Here is a 20,761-nt window from a genome sequence, read left to right as displayed (position 1 = left end):
GTTAAATAATTTAACGATTATGGAAATTGGATGCCTAGTTAAAAAAATGGAGGAATGCTCAATGAAATGTTTCTATATAGATGCTGATCGTTGTATCCGAGAAGCCTCAAAAGGACATGTTGTACATCTAAAAGATAATTTATATCTTATCAGTACTGAAACAGCTTCACAGCAAAAACTTATACCTGAGGATATTTGTAGTACAGCGCCATTTTGGATTATTGGATATGCAGAACCTGAACCTATTCAAAATGCAGAAAAAATAAATTTTCTATTTTTTTGGAATAATTTTTTTGCTAAATTTTCTGATAATGCTCATGAGTATAAAGATTTTAACCTAAGAGATGAGTGACGGTTTTTGTGTTGACCTATAAGCTGTAAGTATTTATTGGTTTTTTTTGAATTAATCACAATAATTTCATCTAAATTTTGGTTGAAAAGTTAAGTTTAAGGACGTTTTGTGAGCAGAGGTATCAAGAAGCAACTCAGTTTCTTTTTAATCGTAATTTGCGGCGTTGGTATCTATAACTATATAGCTACTCGTCAAAAGCAAAATAATGAAGTGAATGTTGATGTCCAGCAACGTGAGCGGGACTTTATGGAAAAAAGAGCTGAATATATACATAAACATGGCGATACAAGTACCGCAGATCAAGAAATACAAAAAGAACTGGCTTTAAGACGAGGGCATTCTTTAATTGATAGTTCATCTTCGATTAAGAATGCTCAAGACACTAAGCAATCGGTAGAGTGAGGTATATATTATGGTAGATCAAATTATTTCTAAAGATAATGCGAAAATATTCGCTAAATCCGCAGCAAAAAATTAGTAAGATGAAATAATAAAGTGTGACGATCTCAGGTCTATACTAAACGCAACTAATCAACCTCCTATGAAAATCGTCAGAACTGGTAAAGATGTCATGGAGTTTTTAGAGGATTGATTTTTAAGACATTGTTTTGTTTTTATTTGATCGCTGTGATTTTAATGAAGTATTGCGGGATCATTACTCAATTTTAATTTATGTCATAATTTATTAATCTTAATTTCAGATAAAAATCAAGGAAAAAATTAATGTCGAGAAAGGTAATAATGACTACAAATGAAAGACGTCTTCAAGCATTAAATCAAATGCGTGCTAGCTACCGTGGTGTACAGCTTTTAAGGCAAGATAGAACTAGATTTATGCAAGATGGGTCTATTGTTCAATCCAGCTTTTCTTCCACAAGCGATAGTAGGTATCCTGCATGTGATGAACTATCAATGGAAACGGATGAGAGTGATGTGTTGAAAGAAACTGCTGAAGCTATGTACGCATCTACAGGTGATACAATTTGGTTAAGCTTTTAAATATAAAATTCAAGCGCTTTATATCGTTTCAATGAGCAGAGTTCAAAATTGCTTGAGTACGTCGTCAATTGATATTTCCTCTTCCACATAGAAAATACCATTTTGATCTGCTTTCATTTTTTTAATAGTCATACCTTCAAGCTTGGCAATCTCGATTAAATCGTCAAGTATTTGATCTGCAATTTTATTTTTCCAATCATTTTCTGGGTCTAAAGGATTCGACATGAGTTTCTCCTAGTTCATGGTGTAGAAGCTAAATCAACAGTACTATAGGATGTATGATATTAGAGTTGGTTTAAATTGCTTCAATACGAGTATGACTACTTAAACTTCGATGATCAAATTTTCTCTAAACCCATTTTTACCTTGCTCTGGTGGATAACCCAAAGGATTGATCACTAATCTACATCCATCGACTACAGTATCCACTGATGTATGCGTATGTCCTGCAATCCATAATTTAAAGCCTTTTATATCTAAGTCATTAATAAAATAGGGATTGAGTGCTGATGCAACAGGATGCGTACCCCAATATGGATCAAGACAAGCTAAATGAGGCGGGAAGTGAGTAATGACAATCACATTATCTTGATCCTTAAATTTCATAATATTTTCATGATATTTTTTAAATAATTCTATGTAGTCATTAGCAGTTATCGTTCGATGATCACTGTCAATCATGATTTGATCGAAATCATAAATCGATTGTTCAGCATCTTTTTGGGACTGTAAAAGTACCTCAGGAGATGTAAGTGGTGAATTGGAGCGAAAGTTCGTAAACAGCGTGCCACCTACAAATATTTTATCTTGAATTTTGATATGGTTGTCATCAAGTAGTGCATTTTTTGGGTAGTTTTCTTTCAAGAAATTCACGACTGAACTGTAGTTAGAGCTGTAGTAATCATGATTACCTAAAACAAAGATAAATTTTTTATTCAGAGATTTACATTTTTCGGCAAACTCAATTGCACCACTTAAGCGATTAGAAAAATCGCCAGCGTGAATAATGACATCAGCTTGCTCTGATATTGAATATTTGGAATTGTGAGTATCCGATAAAATTTGCAGTTTCAATCTACTTCCTTTATTAAATCACGCTGCTTAAATATATAGAGTTTCATTGCGATCAGTTTACAGCAACTAAATATTGTAGAAATTATAAGATACTTATCTGTATTCTTAAGCCTCTAAAAATATAGGGAATTATTTTTGAATTGATTGATCAAATATTGACCATAAAATTTGACCAATTGAATTTATGCACATAAGATAAAGATGTTACAGCAAAATCTGTGACCAGGCGTGGAAACCTGTTACTCAACGAACTAAAGAGTCGCTTTTAGTGGCTCTTTTGTGTCTACATGGCGTTTTTATGGTAAGCCAGGTAGGGCAGTCTTTGACTGGCCGTTTCGTTGAGCGGTATTTCCACACCCTATTTGGTTTGCCTCCATCTCGTGGAAAGGATGTTGGCAAACGACAATCTATCAACGAGGTTTAAAATGCGTCTTTATACTATTTCTATCTGTTTTTTCTCTAGCAAAAAGATACTTCTGAATTAATGAATATTTAATTCATTAATCACTAACTTTAATTTTAATTACTTCTAATTTCGTAATCTTACGAGATATAGAGAAGTATTGCCTAGAGAAAATAAAATGGCCCGTACTAAGCTTTTAACCAATATTATTCAAAGAAAAATGATGGTGCCTGACGAAATGTCGCACTCAAATCTGCACCATAACTTTGAAATATCACTTTATGACTTCGCCAACCATGAGATCCTAGAAAAACTATATAAAGCAGACAATCAACGCTCCACAGAGTGCTGGAGCCCTGCTGAAATTCAGGAGTTTATTCTAAACTGTTTGAATGATCGTAATGTCAATTTATGCGTTCGCTATTGGAAAGATGCTGCTGGTAATATTTATATCATCGATGGTGGGCACAGGATTTCAATTATCTATGCTTGGATCAAAAGATACTTTATTGATGAGCAAGTAATAGGAGCCCCAAAATTCACGGCACCACAAAAACGAGATATTCGTCAGATTCGTAATCGATTAGGTGGATTAGCTGATTTTCAAGAGTTATGTAGCGATTCTGAGTATCAGCAAAAATTAAAATCAACCAAAATTAATTTTATTGAAGTCATTGGGACACCTGAGGAAGCTCGAAAAGCCTTTTGTTCAATCAATTCGGATACGAAGCGATTAGATCCAGATGAAGAATATCATTTACAAAATAGGGGGAGTGATGCTTTTTATGTGATCTATGCGTGTTGTTATATAAACGATAATAAATCCAACTTGGCTGAACTGAATTACGAGCGGATAAATGAAGTGATCACTTTGGGTGAGCAAATTCATGATCATCTTTTTAAGATAATACTTTTAGAACCAGATTTAACACACGGTAAAAAAATCGGCTTGGTCAATGAACTCCTGAATATCATGTTTGGTGATACTAGTCAGAATACTGTGAATATAGACCAAGGTCAGCGTGTAGAAAATTTAATGCTAAAACTTAGAGTTGTGCTGTGTCGTATCGCTACACCACCAATTAGTATTCGGATTCCAAGTTTGGGCTTACACCCAAAACTATATTTTTATAAAGATAATCGTTTTCAAGTGACATCCTTTTTGGCCTGGTTCTCTATCGTCTGTGAAATTGAACAAGACTGTTTTGAAATACAGAATAAGAAGTTAGATTTTATTGGATTTACTCGAGCACGCCGTGGTGTTGAAAGTTTAATTGAAAAAATTCCTGTGGCCATCAAAGAAACTGTCGGTAAGTTTGGTAGCGGGATCAGATCACATGAGCGATTGAAGAACGTGTATCAAGCCTTTATCTGTATTGGACTCAATATGGATTTAGATTTTGAAGATGAAGTTTGTTTGAACACCGTCATTCTTTCGATGAGTCAATCATTTGATTATATTAATTTTAATGATTTTTACCTTGAACGTTTTGATGGTGATTATGATGAGAGCATTGTTGATGATGTTGTGAGCTTTGTGAAATCAGTAAGACCATCAAAGAAGAAAAAACCTCTAAATTTTTCACTCGCAGCCAAAAGAAACCTGTATCAACGTGAGGAAAGGAAAACATGGAGCTATTGCGAAGTATGTGATAGCGCTTTATACCTTGAATCGACTGAAGTAGATCATCGAGAATCGAAAGCAGAAGGTGGTTACGGTGTTTTAGAAAATGGAGCAATTATTCACCCGATATGTAATCGTTTTAAGTCAGATCGTGCTTTGGAAGAAGTAAGAGCAGATTTATTTGACTAAAAAGATAAGGGAGCAAATGCTCCCTTATCTTTTTGTTTTTTAGTAGACTGGGGTCAGTGTTTAGCCTAAGCAACCAATATGAAAACAATAGACTATTACAACCAATACGCAGATCAATTTTTACAAGCCACGTTGTATGTGGATATGGAAAGTCTATACCAACCATTTTTAGCTGAGGTGCCAGATTCAGCACGGATCCTGGATTTAGGCTGTGGCTCAGGGCGTGACACTTTGGCTTTTAAAAATAAAGGCTATCAAGTTGATGCTATCGACTATTCTGAAGTATTGGTCGAACGAGCGAGCCAACTGACTGGTATCGCTGTTCAGCAGCAAAGTTTTTATGAGCTTGATATGCACGATGTTTATGATGGGGTATGGGCATGTGCCTCTTTACTACATTGTGCTCGTAATAGACTCCCTGATGTTTTAAAACGTATTCATGCTGCATTACGCCGTGGCGGTGTGTGCTATATGTCTTTTAAATATGGAACAGCAGATAGAGTAAAAGGCGGTAGGGCGTTTACTGACTTAAATGAAGAGCAGGCTCAGGAATTGTTAGACCAGTTGAATGGGGTTAGGGTATTAAAACAGTGGATTACAGTAGATCAGCGACCTGATCGACAAGAAAAATGGCTGAATGTACTTTGGAAAAAACATGCCTGATTTTATTCTTACAGCTCAAAAAAAATTGAAATTCCTAAAAAATATCAAACTGGTTCTATAGTCGGAGAGTTTTAGTGGTCATTATAAATTTTCACTATTGATTATTCTCAAACGATTAGCTATTGAAAAATGGCAGGACACAAGGATTACAGAACTGATTGGGTGTGGCATTCGAATCATGAAAGACCACACCAAGCTAACAAAGGAAGATCACCTTTAATGGCTGCTTAACCTCTACTTATAACTTCGGTTATTTATAGGCTACCGAGGATTCCATGGTTTTTAATCCGCATCTGTTTATGAAGTCATTTTACTGTACAAGTTTCCAAGTTATATAGAAAATTATGGTTATCAATATGATTTAATTACTCCCATAATATCAAGATATGTGTGGCGATTTAAGAAATCTCTAAATAACTTATATTTACATTCTTAATTAAAAAAAATATGATCAAAGTTCAGACAGAGGATTTTGATATTTAATAAATATAAAAATACCTCTTAGTGCCAACTTTGTCATGGATAAAACTTAATGCAATTAAATAACAATGGTTCTAGTACTGAACTAAGTACACTCGCACCTAAAATAATTCTTTCCCCTTTATTAAAAGCTATGGTGGGGACTCTTAAAAACCATCAATCAGATCATTTCTTCAATTATTATGGGCCTTCTCATAATTTGCATTTTGATGCCACCGCTTTTGTGTCTGCAGTATTTAAGCAGATCGGGACTAAAAACGATTCAAAGCCAATTTATAACATCATCAAAGATATTCAATTATTACCTGAAGATTCAAAACTCAGAATAAGCACTTTATTTGATAAGGAATCTGAAGCTAAAACTGCCCAGACCTATCGTGATTTAGACCAAGTGATGTCTGAAATTGTTCAGCAAGTACTTCAAAATGCTCCGACAGGTATGGCACTGAATTTTCTCAACCAATTCTTAGGCGATCTCAAATATTCTGATCCAGTGATTGCCAAAAATTCTCAGTATCCTATGCAAGTCAAAGGACAATCTAAAGTAGCTTCTTTGCAATATACAAACGACTTAAAAGCAAAAGATGGCGAATTACGACTTTTCACTGTTACTGAAGAAATCAGCAAACCTCAATGGGTGAAAGAGGTTTGCGAGGCAATCAAAGCCATTGTGAAGCAGTCCTACTCAGCTGGTGAAAAGATGCCATTAGAGGTTGCTGAACGTATGCAGGAAATTCTTGATGATGAATGTTCTGCTGAAAATAATGATATCCAAAATCTACTTCATTTCGTAGAAATCAAAGCACTATCACGAGCTCGTATCCGAAATTGCTTCAAAATTATGGAGATCATTGCGGATCACATTGAGAAGACTGAGCGTAACGATTTCAAGCGTGAGTCCGCTGTTTCCTATATCCGTAAAGCAATTGCTTTCTTTGAGATTTTTGGTAATCGAATTGCTCCATGGAATGAGGAGACAACGGAAACCATTAAGGACTATGGTATTGACTTTAGTGCTATCTATGGCGCTGTAGGTAAAGTTGATTTTAATGGTTTGCTGGCCTATGTTGGAGCAACAGATGCTTTGCCAATCTGGGTAAAACCAAAAATTGAAATGAATGATATTCGTCATGAGGATAAGGAAGGGCTATCTCTAAAACGTGAAGTCACTTATGCCTTTCGAGTGAATGGGGAGTTTGTTAAAGAGGAAAAAGTAAGTTCATTTAACTCTAAGTTGCAGATCAATTATAAGACAAGCAAAGGCAACCGTTCGGGTACAGATACCATGCTGACTGCTTATGAAGCTCGTCTGCATACTATCAATAAAGCATTGCTGCTGAAGGATATTGTGGATGATAAAGGTCAGCCGATTTCTGAAGAACGATTAAGCAAAGAGTGCTCAGATCGCGTTGCTCAAGTAGAGATGTTCCAGCTCATTATGATGTACTTCGTTCTATCTGGGGCAGACATGAAGATTTCAGATTTTGAAGGGGCATTCAATAAACTGGTTGATGCATTCAAGAATCCTCAAAAAATCCGACTTAACCTTACTCGTATCTTAGACGAAAAGCTCAATACCGAAAAAATGCATGAGCGAATGGAGGCGATCACGTCTACGATCACTACAGCGCTAAAAGCGAATCTGGATTCCATCATTAGTGAGATGGAAAAGGATAGTAGTCTTAAAACTGTACTCTACATCCTTCCAAGTATTGTGAATCTAGATGTATTCAAGAGTTCAATTGGTGAAGATGCGGAACAGTTCTTTAGTATATTTAAGGGTAAAGAATCGAACTTTTACAGCTACATCTCGATGGTGGATGCTAGCCGTAAAAAATTGGCGAAAATGAGCCAAGACGAAATCATTCGAAAGAATGATTATGCTCGTAAAGCCCTAAGCGAGATTGAGTTTAATTCCACACTGAAAATTCGAACGTTGGTACCGATTGAGAATCCTAATACCGACCTAGATCAATTTGATGTCGCTCGTAATCTGAATATTCCTTGTTTACCAGTATTGATGGTGCCGACCAACAAGAAGGTCAGCGACAATGGGCTGCCACATTTTTATCATCCTGAGAGCTTAAGTTATGACAACTTGTTATCTAAATACAAGGTCATGATTCATTATTCATCTAAGCTATTTCGATTGAGTGACCTAAAAGGCGGCCATGCTCAATTATGTTTGGATGAAAAAGAAAATGCTTTGATCATCAGTACGTCATGTTTTTCGATTGCGATTCATCTATTCCTTAAACATCTGATTAAAGAAGTAAAAAATCAACTGGGTATTGAAGAGCGCTTATATGTACCTCTAATGCGAATTGACTCAGTTGATGAACATGAGAATGAAGAAAAAGCCCAATTTCAAAGGAAATCAAAAAAGATCCAAAAAGGTGGGTTTAATCCTGAGTGTAAACGAGCGTATGCCACCGCTTATACCCTTGAGAAGTTGCTGAACAATGATGATGCTATTGTGAAGGTACAGGGGCTTAAGTATCAACCAGATCCTATGCCTTATGGTAATCAAAATGGTGAGCGAGTTTGTGCCCCGGTGAATCTCGCTATGGATAAAACAGTCACTTACCGTATTCAGGCTGCAATTGAAGCACTGTCAGGATATTCAGAAATCATCATCCCATTTGAGGGCACTAAGGACAAAATTGCCTGTATTAGCTATAACTCTCGACCTGAGAATGATGTGGAATTTAAGTATCAGCATCAGAAGGATTTGCTACTGCTTAAACCAGATTATGGCTACATCTGCTACGTCTATACACTTGAGCGTATCAACGATAAACAGGGTCGCTTATCACTACAGAAGGTCAGTCATGCCCCAGTTGCTGAAGACAATCTGAGAACAAGTAAGGCGATGCACCGTATCATCGAAAAACTGCAGTCAGATGGTTTTGAAGATGTTGTATTGCTTTCACACCATTTTGCACAGCGTAAGATCGGTAAGACTGAAACCAGCAACTTGATTCATGAAAGTGAAAGTGCTTTGGATCAACTTGATCAGTTGTTCCCGAATATGAATTTCTATCCATTCCAGTCTGATACGATCCCAGCACTGAGCTTAAAAACCAGTGATAACAGTCGTGTCTATGAGGTACCGCACCATCAGTACCATACGGCGATCATCAATCAAAAAGAATATAAACAATCCTTGTCCGTATATAGCTTTGCGACTAAACGTACTGTGGGTGTTCGTACTCAGAATGGTATTTGTTCGTATTTCTATATGTTAACCAGTCAGGAGCATTCGATTCATAATGATAAACGAATCAGATTGCACAGTAATATTATTGATGTGAATGATTCCAATGAAATGAAATCAATTCGCTCTGTATTGCGTGGACTGCATTACTTTGAGTCTGAACGTCCTACAGCTGGCAAAAACTTCACTCCGGTACTTGAGCCTTCCCATATTCGTGGCACCACTGGCATTCAAGAGCTTGGTGAAGTCATAGTGTCGAGTCGTCTAAATAAAGGCGAAGTCGTCATGAGTCTGCCAGCCTTAATCGGCAAGCTCGAAGAATACGTTATTCTGAAGAATGAAGACTTGATTGATCCAATCGAGCCGATTCCAGAGGGAGCTGAAGAAATTTTAGCGACTGATGTGGAGTAAGCGCCGTGGTAAAAAATGAAGCCAAAGTTTGGGGCGAGGTTTATGAGATCGCTGTTAAACGTGGTTCGATTATGGCTTTGCTTGATGCAAAGCTATTATCAGCCAGCAATCCTGTAGTAGCAGAATGGAATAGTAAACAGATTGCTGATGTCTTTCAGGAAATGAAGGAAGCGCTATATAGCGATGTCATTAATGCCGCTATCCATGAAAATATCGAAAGCTATTTTCAGCAATTGATAAAAACTGGATTCGGGCATGGTTATACCAATACTCGTGAGTTTCTAAGAAAGATCAAGCCAAAAGGTAATGCAAGGGCTAAAACGGCGAATGCAACACCAAATTGGAGCTTATCTGGCATCTGGTGTCCGCTGACAATGCCAAATGATATAACCCAGACCATTGTAGATGACTACACAACTGAGGAAGAACATATTGCTATTAAAGCCTTCAAGGAGAAGGCGTTGGAAACATGGAATCAACAATTCAGTCTTACCCACGCTAAAATGTTTGGTAAGGGTATGTTTGGTCGTGCTGATTTCTTGGCGGTAATCAAAGTCAAATCCAACTATCATGTGCTGGTTCAGGAATATTCATTATTTTACGTTTTAGGTGAACCAGAACAATTCAACGCCAAGGATTCTTGTACCTATTTGCAAGAGTACAAGCGTTACATCAAACATTCTGAATCCCAAAGTGTTTTCTCATACGTAAATGCAGAAGCTCAAGAGATCCCATTTAAGTTCTCAAAAAAACTACGTGAATACTTGAGAGCCTATGTCCGTAAGGAAAAAGTCCTATTTAAGATGGCGCAAGGCTGTTCGTATGCAACCACTTTTGTTGATTCTTTTAAATGGCAGTTTGAACAAGATGACATGCCAAATATTCGTCTGAGTGTGATGGCGATCACCAGCCGGGGAAGTGAGTACATCTCTGCTGAATTTGCGGATAAAGATAAATCACCAGAGCTGGAAATTATGTATCAGCTGGGCAAGGAGTATCAGGATAACGTTCTGAGTCTGGACGATATGGATGAACGCACGAAACTGCAAGTTGAGATTCTGAATTATCTGGTGAATGAACCTGTCAAAAACATCTCGGAAATCGTGTCCAAAAATATTAGCGATATTTCCTACGGTCAGGATCTTACTTTCACTATTACTGAAAGGCTTAAGGATTTTGTGAATCCTAACCAGCCACTGGCTTTAGAGTGGGTTTTTGACTTGATAGATCGGCAAGTCGATGACGAAGACCATAACCAAAAACTTAAAGAGATGGTGCAGGCTGAGTTTAAAACAATTCGTAAGGGAAAAATTGAGAATAAAACTTCATTCACCTTACGTGATTTGCATAAATGCGCCGTAGTACTGGCACTGAAGGAAAGTAAACAAGGTCGGGTGAATTTCATCTGTTTGACTGGTACGCCGGGGATTGGGAAAACATCGAGCGTTAAGACCTTGTTGGTCGATTTGGAAGGGTTTTTCTTCTTCTACGCCAGTCCACGAGTGTTGATTAACGATGATGTGGTCAGTGATTTATCTAAAATATCAGCTACGATTACCAGTAACAGTGATGTGGTGACACAGGCACAGCAAATCTATTCGAAGATTCACAATACGGATTGTAAGGTGAATGCTCGTGGTGCCGCTATTGTGGGTGGTGTTGAAGATATGAAGATAGATCATGGCTCAAGTGTTCTATTGTTCAAACAAGATGAATACCGGAAGCTCAAAGACCTGGAACAGAGTGCAAATGCCAATAGACGCTATGCCAATACCTCAGAATCTAAAATTACGGCAACCAATAAGAAGTTTGCCAGAGTGTTTGATTCATTAGGGGAAGCGACCCAGCAATTACTTGTATTCCATCCAGAGCTCAATAAACTGACGATGACTGTAGCAAGTCAGGCATTCATGCCATATAACACCACACCAGCTGGACCACGAAACCCAAGGGAAAACCAAAATAAAACTGTGGCAGCTTCCAGTTTGGATGGGCTGGAAAAAATGTTCCAATACAAAATCGATAAGAAGCCGACAGAGGCCAAAATCGAACGGAGAGAGTTTGCCAAAAAGTTCCCTAACATTGTAGTGATGTTTGATGAAATTACAGGGGATTCAGGCACACGTACTTTTATCAATGAGATGCTGAAATTCCTTTCCAAAAACTTCATTGAACCGTTTCAAGGTAATTCACCATTTACGGTGACTGTGATTCTTGCTGATGCATCCCTCAGTAATGTGAATGCAATCCAGAACTACATGAAGAAACAGGATCAGTTACCAGCAAAAATGTTCATCTCTCCATCTTTGGGTAATTTCCCATTCAAGATGCAGACTGCAGATCTGGATGATGGTAACTCTGTTCGTTCTAGTATCCATATCATGGCGAACTGTTACCCGGCAAGTGATCTTAAAATCCAATATATGCTCAAGCAATACGCCGTAGTCCCTGAAACAGATGATTTTGGATTGGATAAGAACCTGACTCATCTATTTCGCCAGAAAGCTGGGGAAAGGACTCAACAGACTGCTATCGAGCTTATTCAAAAGAATCTTGAAGATGGTAAAAAGCAAGTTATCTACTTTGCTCAGGATAAAAATGCATTGGCTGCACTCAGAGATGCATTAGTCGATGAAGGAGTGGTTGAACGCTCTAAGATTGGCATTTTTGATAGCCAATTAATAGGATACCACCGTTCAGAGTTGCTGGATCGCAAAGAGACATTGCAAGTCGTACTGATTACTTCGACTGCAGCTAGGGGTATTTCGTTCCCGAACTGTGATTCAATCATTGCTGCCATGCCTCGTTTCGCAATTGAAGCCTCTTTAATGGAAATCGCCCAGCTTGTTTACCGGGGACGTGGTGGATATTTGGATAAAGAGAAAAATGAGTGGGTCAACGGCGATGAACGTGATCGTCTGCTGACGATTCTGGTAGAAGATTTCTACTTGGTATCTAATGATGAAACTCAGACAGAGCTTGAATATAAAGTTAAGAGCTCATTGGATATGCTCTCAATTTTCATGCTTATTCGTGGGACTTTATACACTCGTATCACTGGGGATGCTGGCTTCAAAAAAACTCAGATTGCCATGATCCCAATTGGTGAGGTGAAGGATAAAGCCAGTGATAAACCGGGTTTAGCTTCTTTGATTAGGGATTTTATGAAGGACGTGAATAGTGTTCTTTATAAAATTGTTGCAACTGAAGGTGAGTTGGTAGGTAGGCTTAAGGCTGTGGTAGAGAAGGCCCAAACGGTTTACTCAGCAAATAAGCTCAGTTCCACCTATAGCACTAAGACCAACAAATACCGAAGTTTTTACACACCTACATTAACACCTGAGTTAAAAGAACTTCAGTTCTACGAGAAATGGTGCCGGGACAATCATTCGCTTAAGTCCAGATTACTCACTATTAGCGATCAGGAAGATGCTTTGACCATTCCTGAAAATATCTATATCTGTGGGCCTATGATCATGGAAGATCGCTCGAACTTTGGTAATAAGGAGTCTTTCGATATTGCCAATGATAATCTCTCACAAGATTCTTTAAGGAAATTCCGAAATGAGTTAATCGCCCTGCAGAGAAGATTCCCACAGTTGAATGTTTACAAGAACATTCAAAAGCACATTCGGGAAATTACGAATATGATTTCTTCTGTTCTTGAGTCAGAAACGGATAGCTATACAAAGGAAGTTGAGCAACAGGGAATGATGCGTAAGCTCTGGGTGACGTACCCGGTAGCGGCAAACGAGCTGGTTAAACTTCAAGACAAGAGCTTTGATAAAGACTGGTTTGATGCATTGAGCTTTGAGCTGAGAGTGAGGAATGCAGCGTTTCCGGTAATGCCAGAATATCGGGATCATCCATTTCGTGGTACTCAGCAATTATCAGGGCATCCAGTGTTTGAAAGGTTGTTCGAGCAGACAAATTTCATGCTTTGTCGTGAATTAAACTTGGTGAATACTTTGACTATGTTTAATGAATGATTCAAATTATATTATCTATTTAGTAGAGGATTAATGTGCATATACCTACTGCACAAGAACAACTTAAATTTCTAAAAAATATTCAGCTGATTTTACAGTCGGGTAGTTTTAGTAGCACCTATAAATTTGCATTGCTGATTAGCCTAAGCCGATTAGCTATTGAAAAAGGTGAAGATTCAGGTGAGAGTCTATCACTCGAATATACGGATATCGCTGAGAAGTTTATCGAGCTGTATTGGAAGCAAGCAGTACCCTATACCTTTAATGATGAAGGGCAGCTGATTTTAAATCAGAACAATGGTAAACAAGCTGCCATTGTGAATCGCATTATACAGTTTCGGCAAAGCTACTCTTCTTTGGGGTTATTAAGACGAGATTCATTGGTGTGGTTGAAGCTAGTTAAAGATGTCGCTCGCACTGTAAAAGACATGCCAGTCCGCTACTTGCAAAACATCAATGGTGAAAATTTTGAGTTTTTATATCAGCTTGATCGGTGTGGAAAGCAGCTTACCCTTTTGCCTCAAGTCATGTTTTGCTTAAGGCAATTCAGTGAGATCATTGAAGAGCTTTGCCAGAAACGTTGGATTGACTATATCCGTAAGAACAGCAGCAATGCACCTATTTTGAATCAGTTGCCGAATCTTGAACAATTCATGTTTGAGCCGAGTCGGAACCAATTAAATGCTGTGGCTAATGTGTTGGTCGAGCTACAGGACTGTAAATGCTTCTACTGCAATAAACCGATGCGCAATGGCAATTACGCCGTTGATCATTTCATTCCATGGTCTATGTATCCATCAGATACAGGTCATAACTTCGTGTTAGCAGATTCAAGCTGTAATTCTAAGAAAAGTAATCTACTGGCATCTGATGAATTTTTGCATAAATGGCAGGAGCGTAATGAAGAACAGGATTTGATCATTGTAGATCGAGTTTCTGTTCTTGGTTTTTTAACGGATAAAGAGCGGTCGCATAAGGTGGCGGAGTGGGCGTACGTTCAAGCAAAAAATAATGGATATATTTACTTCAGCTCATAATTGAAGTTGTTAAGTTAGGGTTACTGCTTACTCGACATTTCAATATTTAAGCTATCGATTAAGAAGTTTTCTTGCTTTAATTAAAAAAGTTTTAATAAAACTATTTACAAGGTGGTTTGCGAGAGCTACTATTTGCTTCAGGAAATTTAAAAATAGTTTTTTTAAAACTATATTTGGAGTAATTATGAAACTAAATGAAATATGTTCAAGTATTACAGTTGGAATCAATAAATTCAATGATACTCATGAAGAGAATTTAATCCAAGTCAGTTTATTGACAGGTCAAAGCCTAAACGATAAAGGTTTTCTGGATGTAAATACTCGTACAACGAAAACAGTATTTGTCGATGAGGAGCTTATTGAAAAAAAGAAATTAAAAGAAGGTGACATTGTTTTTTTATCAAAGGGCACAAATCTACGAGCTTCAATTGTGACTGCGGAACAGGAAAAATTAAATTTATTTGCTCCTGCAACATGTCTAGTCATCAAGGTAGATTCGGAAGTTGCTTTACCAGAATTTTTAACTGTTTTCTTAAACAGTAAATATGGTCAAGCAGTGCTCACCAGTCTGAATAAGGGTACTACGATTATGAATATCCCTGTGAGCAGTCTAAAGGATATTGAAATTTCAGTACCAGACTTAGGCATACAGCATAAATTGGCAGAAGTATTTCACAAAAATAATCAAGTCTTGCATGCAATAGAGCAACTGAAAGTTCAACAAATTAAAGCAACCAATGCCGCTTTTCAAAAGTTGATGGCCTAAATAGGAAATTAAAAATGAAAAATACAATCGAATATTTAGATGCCTTATCGACTATGACAGGCTTGATGACACGTAGTGCTGCATTAGAACTATTTACTTTGATTGCTTATCTTGTAAAAGAGAATGGAGAAGAAAGTAAAAATATCCTTTTATCAACACACGATAACATCTCAACTTTTATTTCTGATTTTGTAGCGGAAAAAGAATTTCACTGGTTTTCAAAGGATGTAATTCGTTGGAACGCCAATCAGCTTGTGAATATTGTTCAGGTGTTTTTAAGCCTGCGGGAAGAGTGTTCGAATAATCAAAATTATGGTGAAAAAGCTTTTGAAGTATTAAAAGCTTTTGCACTTAATTCAAATAAAAATGGGGACATGTTTAATATTGATTCACAAAATATTCTAAATATATTCACATCTATTATAGGGTCTGTCGAAGACAAAACACTTTACGATGGGGCATGTGGTCTAGGATTATTAGCACACGAGCTTAATACTCAAAAGCCTATATTACGTGATATCAATGAAGCAACAGTAGGGGTGACAAAACTGCTTTTTGCCTTAAGTGAAAAAGAGGCAGATATTCAGCAGGCAGATTCATTAAGTGAAGGCTCTTCAAGCTATGGTGTTGATCTTGTAGTGAGTACGCCACCAGTCAATATGAGGGTCTTAGAATCCTTGGTAGCAGGACAAAATTATTTAAAAGAATTATTTATTACTGCTCGTATTCCTACCAGTGCATCTGAGAGTCTGTGGATTCAACAAGCACTATATAACTTAAATGCGCATGGTAAAGCATACCTTCAGATTATCCCTGGCTGGCTATTCAGAGGTGGGTATGATGCAGAGTTGCGTGAAAAAATAGTGCAATTAAATTGGGTCGAAGCTGTTGTTTTACTTCCTGCTGGTATTTTGACTGATTCAAATATTGAAATGAGTTTACTTATTTTAAATAAAGCCAAAGCTAAAGATACCATTCGCATGGTGGATGCACGAGGTTTAGGCGAGCGTCAGCGTAGAAAGCTTCATTTAAGCCTGAATGATGCACAGAAAATTAAGGAACTGCTCACTGTTGATCAGGAGAATGAGTGGTCAAAAGATGTCACTATCCAACAGGTCAAAGCCAATAAATATAGCTTACACTGTACGGAATATTTTGATGTGCATATTGAAGTTGAGCAGTTAGATCTTGAGCATGAGCTCGCAGTACTGCAAGAAAAGCAACGTCAGTATTTGAGTGTGAAGGATGAATTTAATCAGCTCTTAAACAACATTTGAATGAGTAATCTTACTTAAATAAATGTTACTCATATCACTGAATTTAGATTTAAATATTTGAAACAGATTTCAGGTGTCAGAGCGGAGTCATGATGAATCAGCTCTCACCTAAACGTATGTTCACTAAAAAATTAACCGCATTTCATCAAACAGTACCGATTACTACACAGCAGGCAAACAGCCTATTAGAAAAAGCAGTAGAGCCCTACAGTCTTTTATGGCAGAAAAATTTAATTCATATTTAATGCCAAATGATTTGTATTGTTCATCCTTGGTACTAAATTTATCCACTAAATAAGCTATAGGCAGAGCATGGTTAACGTGCTCTGTTTTTTCATGAAAAACGATAAAGTGGTTTATTGATTTCACATTTGTTTTGGTAGAAGTGGCTAAAAACAAGCATTAATAAATGTTTAAATGTCAGTTAAAAGAGAGATGTTATACTTAGTTCAATTGTCACCACCTTTAAATGAAATTAGCGCGTTAACTGTTTATTTTATGGCTAGGATCAATCCATAAGCCTTGAAGTTAAAGAATTATTGGGCTTTGTTGTAGAAAATATCCAACTATATGATTTTATTATATTTGTTTTTTTAAATTTTCGCAAACCCCTTGAAAATTAGTATCTTGCAAAATATTTATGCAACAAAGCCATTCTAAATTAGACTTATGTACAAAATATTTTTCTTAATAAAAATAACGTGAACTGATATGCTTATTTTAAGGGGAGCTTTGTATAAAAGCATAATAAAGTACAGATAGTTGTAAATAATATGATGAATTTAACTGAGTCTCAGTTTGATTTTTTAAAGGACGTAGATCCTTTGATGCATGCTTTATTAGTCAGTGCGGAAGCAGCATACTACACAGCACCAGCGCATACACTTGTACAAACCCGAAAATTTGCTGAGATTCTGGTTAATAAAGTAGCCCAAGCCAATCAACTTGAAATCCCTGAACAGGCGGATTTTCTCTCCCGTATTCGTTTACTTGAGAATAGACTCAAGCTGAAAGCTGACTTTATCTCTGTTTTACATACCTTGCGTGTTAATGGTAACAAAGGTGCGCATGATGCCGAAACCGATCATAGTGATGCTTTGACTTCACTACGGTTATCGTATCGAATGGCACAGTGGTTGTATATTCTGACTACTCAGAAAACCAAATTGTTCCCTGAGTTTGAAGCACCTGTTGACCCAACGCTTGAAGCACGGCGCATGCGTTTTGAATTGATGGAGCTACAGCAGCAGTTGCGTACGGCACAGGACAAGCAAGCTGTTCACTCAGATATTCAACATAAATTGGCAGCCCTAGAAGCAGAGAATTTACAGCTTAAGCAACAGCAGCAAGTAGAAGCACAAACATTACAGGCTCAACTCGCTGCCTATGAAGCAAAAGTAAAAGAGCTGGAACAGCAGGCAACCATGCCTACTTTAGAGACACCTATTGAAGATGAGCAATTGAATATAGCCAATGCTTCATTTGAATTGTCCGAGGCTGAAACACGAGAGCTCATTGACCGTCAGCTTCAGCTCGCAGGTTGGCAGGCAGATACACAGCTTTTAAGGTATAGCAATGGCGTTCGCCCGCAAAAGGGTTTAAACCTTGCAATAGCAGAATATCCGACGTTACTGGATGGTGAAGAGGGTTTTGCGGATTATGTACTTTTTGAAGGCTTAATGCCTGTTGCAGTGGTTGAAGCGAAGAAACAGAACAAAACCGTCAGTCAGTATATTCGTCAGGCGGAGCGTTACTCACAAGGCTTTCTATTTGCGTCTGATTTAGACAAGCCCTATAAGAATACGCCGTGGACATCTGAGGAGAAGGTCTACCACATTCCTTTTGTGTATGCATGTAATGGTCAAAAGCAGTCTAAGCGTTTAGCTGATGAGGGCGGAATCTGGTTCCGTGATGTACGACATCCATCCAATATTTCTAAGGTATTACAAGGTTTCCATTCCCCAGAAGGGTTGAAGTGGAAACTTGAGCAGGATATTGAACGTGCAGATGAATATTTAGAACAGACCGAGATCCTGCCATTCAATGATCGTTCCTATCAGCGTGAAGGAATTAAAGCGGTTGAGCAAGCAATTGCCAAAGACAAGCAACGTATTTTACTGGCTATGGCAACAGGCACAGGTAAAACGCGTTTAGCGACTGGCCTAATGTATCGATTAATCAAAAGCCAGCGTTTTAAGCATATATTGTTCCTAGTTGATCGTTCTACTTTAGGCACACAGGCATTTGATGCATTTGGTGCTGAAGTCATTGAGCAAGGCCAAACCTTGGCACAAATCTATACTGTTGCCGATTTAGGTGTAGATACTACTGAACGTCCTGAAGTTCAAGTTGCTACAGTGCAAAGCTTGGTACATCGTCTGTTTAACAGTGATGCACCACTGCCAATCGATTTTTATGACTGTATCATCATTGATGAAGCACACCGTGGTTATACCCTGGATAAGGAAATGACCGAAGGTGAGGAAACGATTCGTGATGAAGCGCAGTACTTGTCTACCTATAAGCGTGTAATCGACTATTTTGATGCCACCCTGATAGGTTTGACTGCAACACCTGCACTACATACAACAGAGATTTTTGGTAAGCCTGTATTCACATACAGTTTTACTCGTGCTGTAGAGGAAGGCTATTTAGTCAACTATGACAAACCGATTCGCTACATCACCAAGCTTAGTCAGGCAGGCATAGAGATTCCTGAAGGGACATCTGTTCAAGTGATGACTAATGCTACAGGGCAAAAGTCTACGGCGCTACTACAAGATGATATGGCGTTTGATGTGGCAGACTTTAACCGTCGTGTGATCAATGAAAGTTTCAATAAAGTGATTTGTCAGGCATTGGTTGAAGACCTTAATCCACTAGGTGATGAGAAGACCATGATTTTCTGTGTGACGGATCGTCATGCGGATCAGGTGGTAGCATTGTTAAATGAGCTTTTCAAAGAGAAATATGGGAAAGACTGGAATAATGATGCTGTGGTGAAAATCACAGGCAATGCAGATCAGCCGAGCAAACTGGTAGAGAGCTATAAAAAGAATAAGTTCCCGAATATTGCTGTTACTGTTGATTTGCTTACTACAGGTATTGATGTACCGAAGATCTGCAATTTGGTGTTCATGCGTAAAGTCCGTTCACGTGTGCTGTTTGAACAGATGCTCGGTCGTGCAACCCGGTTATGTCCTGATATCGGTAAAACAGAATTCCGTATATACGACGCCGTAGATATTTTTGCGACCTTGCAAACGGTTAATACCATGCAGCCGATTGTTGTGCGTCCAAATATCAGTATTGATCAACTGATTCGTGAGTTAAGTAATCCAGAGTTGATGCAGAAAGCAAAAGCAATCAATGTTCCTTGTATTGATGAAGTCAAGCGTACGCAAGCGGATATCGTTCTCGATGAATTTATTCAGAAAGTGACCCGTATTTTAGGTAAGGCTGAGAAGTTTAAGCATCATCCTGATCAGGTCAAACTGCGTGAAGCACTTGGAAAAATCAAAGAAAACTTTAAGGTTGATTCATTTAAGTTACCACAAATGCTGCGTGCTAAAGGTGTGGATGATCTTGGTATCTGGCTACAGCAGCACAGTGCGATTTTAGAAGCACGTTTGGCTGAGGTTCGTAGTGCTCTCGGCACCTTGGATTTACCGATTATCTCGGATGAGAAAGATGAACTGATTGAACGTGTCGTAGATACGGCACATCAACAGCCTGAAGATTATCTGGAATATTTCGATAGCTTCGTTAAAACAGCCGTGAATCACAATGCCGCTATCAAAGCGGTTGTTACACGACCATCAGATCTGACTCGTGAGCAGTTGCGAGAACTGGAAAACTTGTTGACTAGCAAGGGCTTTACCCCAAGCAAGCTGACCCAGGCACTAGGTGGCAATGAGTCAAATCAAACATATGCTTCACAGATCATCTCTATGATTCGCCGTTCAACATTGGGTGAAGAAATCTCATCGGTGGAAGAACGTTATCAGCGAGGTCTAAACAAGATTCTACAGCAGCGTGCTTGGACTGAGGATCAAAAGCAATGGTTGGCACGTTTAACCCTGTTTATTGCCAAAGAGGTGGTGGTTGACAAGAATATGATTCACCATCAGTTTGCTAAAGACGGTGGGGTTAAACGCTTGAGTAAGTTACTTGATAGCGACGTTGAAAAACTGGTCGATGATATCCATGACGGGTTGTGGCAGGCCTCTTAACTGCTACAATTCACCTGTAATAAAATTTCTATATTTTTCACATTTTCT

The 20,761-nt window shown here is 38.1% G+C and carries 14 protein-coding genes; 12 read left to right on the top strand and 2 right to left on the bottom strand.

Going from position 1 to position 20,761, the window contains the following annotated elements; translation table 11 throughout:
* Nucleotides 1–61: 61 nt before the first annotated feature.
* The 3 genes from FTU70_RS00145 (at nucleotide 62) to FTU70_RS00135 (ending at nucleotide 1,351) form a co-directional block, all read left to right on the top strand.
* Nucleotides 62–352 (top strand): hypothetical protein, encoded by a 291-nt coding sequence (locus tag FTU70_RS00145; protein WP_179991182.1) that lies wholly within the window; start codon nucleotides 62–64, stop codon nucleotides 350–352.
* A gap of 108 nt (nucleotides 353–460) precedes the next feature.
* Nucleotides 461–754 carry a hypothetical protein gene (locus tag FTU70_RS00140; RefSeq protein ID WP_010111322.1) on the top strand — a complete coding sequence of 98 codons (294 nt, stop codon included), beginning with the start codon at nucleotides 461–463 and terminating at the stop codon, nucleotides 752–754.
* A 339-nt stretch (nucleotides 755–1,093) separates the two neighbouring features.
* Complete coding sequence (locus FTU70_RS00135; RefSeq protein ID WP_228153774.1) at nucleotides 1,094–1,351, top strand: hypothetical protein; 258 nt, start codon at nucleotides 1,094–1,096, stop codon at nucleotides 1,349–1,351.
* Between the two features lie 42 nt (nucleotides 1,352–1,393).
* On the opposite strand, the gene FTU70_RS00130 is transcribed toward FTU70_RS00135, so the two are convergent.
* Nucleotides 1,394–1,576 (bottom strand): hypothetical protein, encoded by a 183-nt coding sequence (locus FTU70_RS00130; protein ID WP_005236300.1) that lies wholly within the window; start codon nucleotides 1,574–1,576, stop codon nucleotides 1,394–1,396.
* A 99-nt stretch (nucleotides 1,577–1,675) separates the two neighbouring features.
* Complete coding sequence (locus FTU70_RS00125) at nucleotides 1,676–2,425, bottom strand: metallophosphoesterase (protein WP_179994206.1); 750 nt, start codon at nucleotides 2,423–2,425, stop codon at nucleotides 1,676–1,678.
* Between the two features lie 581 nt (nucleotides 2,426–3,006).
* Between FTU70_RS00125 and FTU70_RS00120 the strand changes: the two genes are divergently transcribed.
* From FTU70_RS00120 to hsdR, 9 genes are all read left to right on the top strand, one after another.
* The gene (locus FTU70_RS00120) at nucleotides 3,007–4,641 is read left to right on the top strand and encodes an HNH endonuclease (protein WP_179991180.1); all 1,635 of its coding nucleotides are present in this window, start codon (nucleotides 3,007–3,009) and stop codon (nucleotides 4,639–4,641) included.
* 78 nt (nucleotides 4,642–4,719) lie between these two features.
* Nucleotides 4,720–5,304, top strand: coding sequence for a class I SAM-dependent methyltransferase (locus FTU70_RS00115; RefSeq protein ID WP_023013367.1), 585 nt, complete (start codon nucleotides 4,720–4,722; stop codon nucleotides 5,302–5,304).
* Nucleotides 5,305–5,836: 532 nt separating this feature from the next.
* The gene (locus FTU70_RS00110) at nucleotides 5,837–9,412 is read left to right on the top strand and encodes a hypothetical protein (RefSeq protein WP_023013366.1); all 3,576 of its coding nucleotides are present in this window, start codon (nucleotides 5,837–5,839) and stop codon (nucleotides 9,410–9,412) included.
* A 5-nt stretch (nucleotides 9,413–9,417) separates the two neighbouring features.
* Nucleotides 9,418–13,401, top strand: a complete 3,984-nt coding sequence (locus tag FTU70_RS00105) for a hypothetical protein (RefSeq protein ID WP_179991179.1) — start codon at nucleotides 9,418–9,420, stop codon at nucleotides 13,399–13,401.
* Nucleotides 13,402–13,436: 35 nt separating this feature from the next.
* Complete coding sequence (locus FTU70_RS00100) at nucleotides 13,437–14,438, top strand: HNH endonuclease domain-containing protein (RefSeq protein WP_373682991.1); 1,002 nt, start codon at nucleotides 13,437–13,439, stop codon at nucleotides 14,436–14,438.
* 184 nt (nucleotides 14,439–14,622) lie between these two features.
* Nucleotides 14,623–15,204, top strand: a complete 582-nt coding sequence (locus FTU70_RS00095; protein ID WP_127799124.1) for a restriction endonuclease subunit S — start codon at nucleotides 14,623–14,625, stop codon at nucleotides 15,202–15,204.
* Between the two features lie 14 nt (nucleotides 15,205–15,218).
* Entirely contained in the window at nucleotides 15,219–16,481 is a 1,263-nt protein-coding gene (locus FTU70_RS00090) for a class I SAM-dependent DNA methyltransferase (RefSeq protein ID WP_179991178.1), read from the top strand.
* Nucleotides 16,482–16,570: 89 nt separating this feature from the next.
* Nucleotides 16,571–16,726, top strand: a complete 156-nt coding sequence (locus FTU70_RS00085; RefSeq protein WP_179991177.1) for a hypothetical protein — start codon at nucleotides 16,571–16,573, stop codon at nucleotides 16,724–16,726.
* A gap of 528 nt (nucleotides 16,727–17,254) precedes the next feature.
* Nucleotides 17,255–20,713, top strand: a complete 3,459-nt coding sequence (gene hsdR / locus FTU70_RS00080; RefSeq protein ID WP_179991176.1) for a type I restriction-modification system endonuclease — start codon at nucleotides 17,255–17,257, stop codon at nucleotides 20,711–20,713.
* Nucleotides 20,714–20,761: the final 48 nt, after the last annotated feature.

This window comes from Acinetobacter sp. YH12135 (genome assembly GCF_013418565.1).
GTDB classification, from domain to species: domain Bacteria; phylum Pseudomonadota; class Gammaproteobacteria; order Pseudomonadales; family Moraxellaceae; genus Acinetobacter; species Acinetobacter towneri.
The sequence above is the reverse complement of the archived record's forward strand: the minus strand, read 5'-3'. Positions and strand labels throughout refer to the sequence as shown.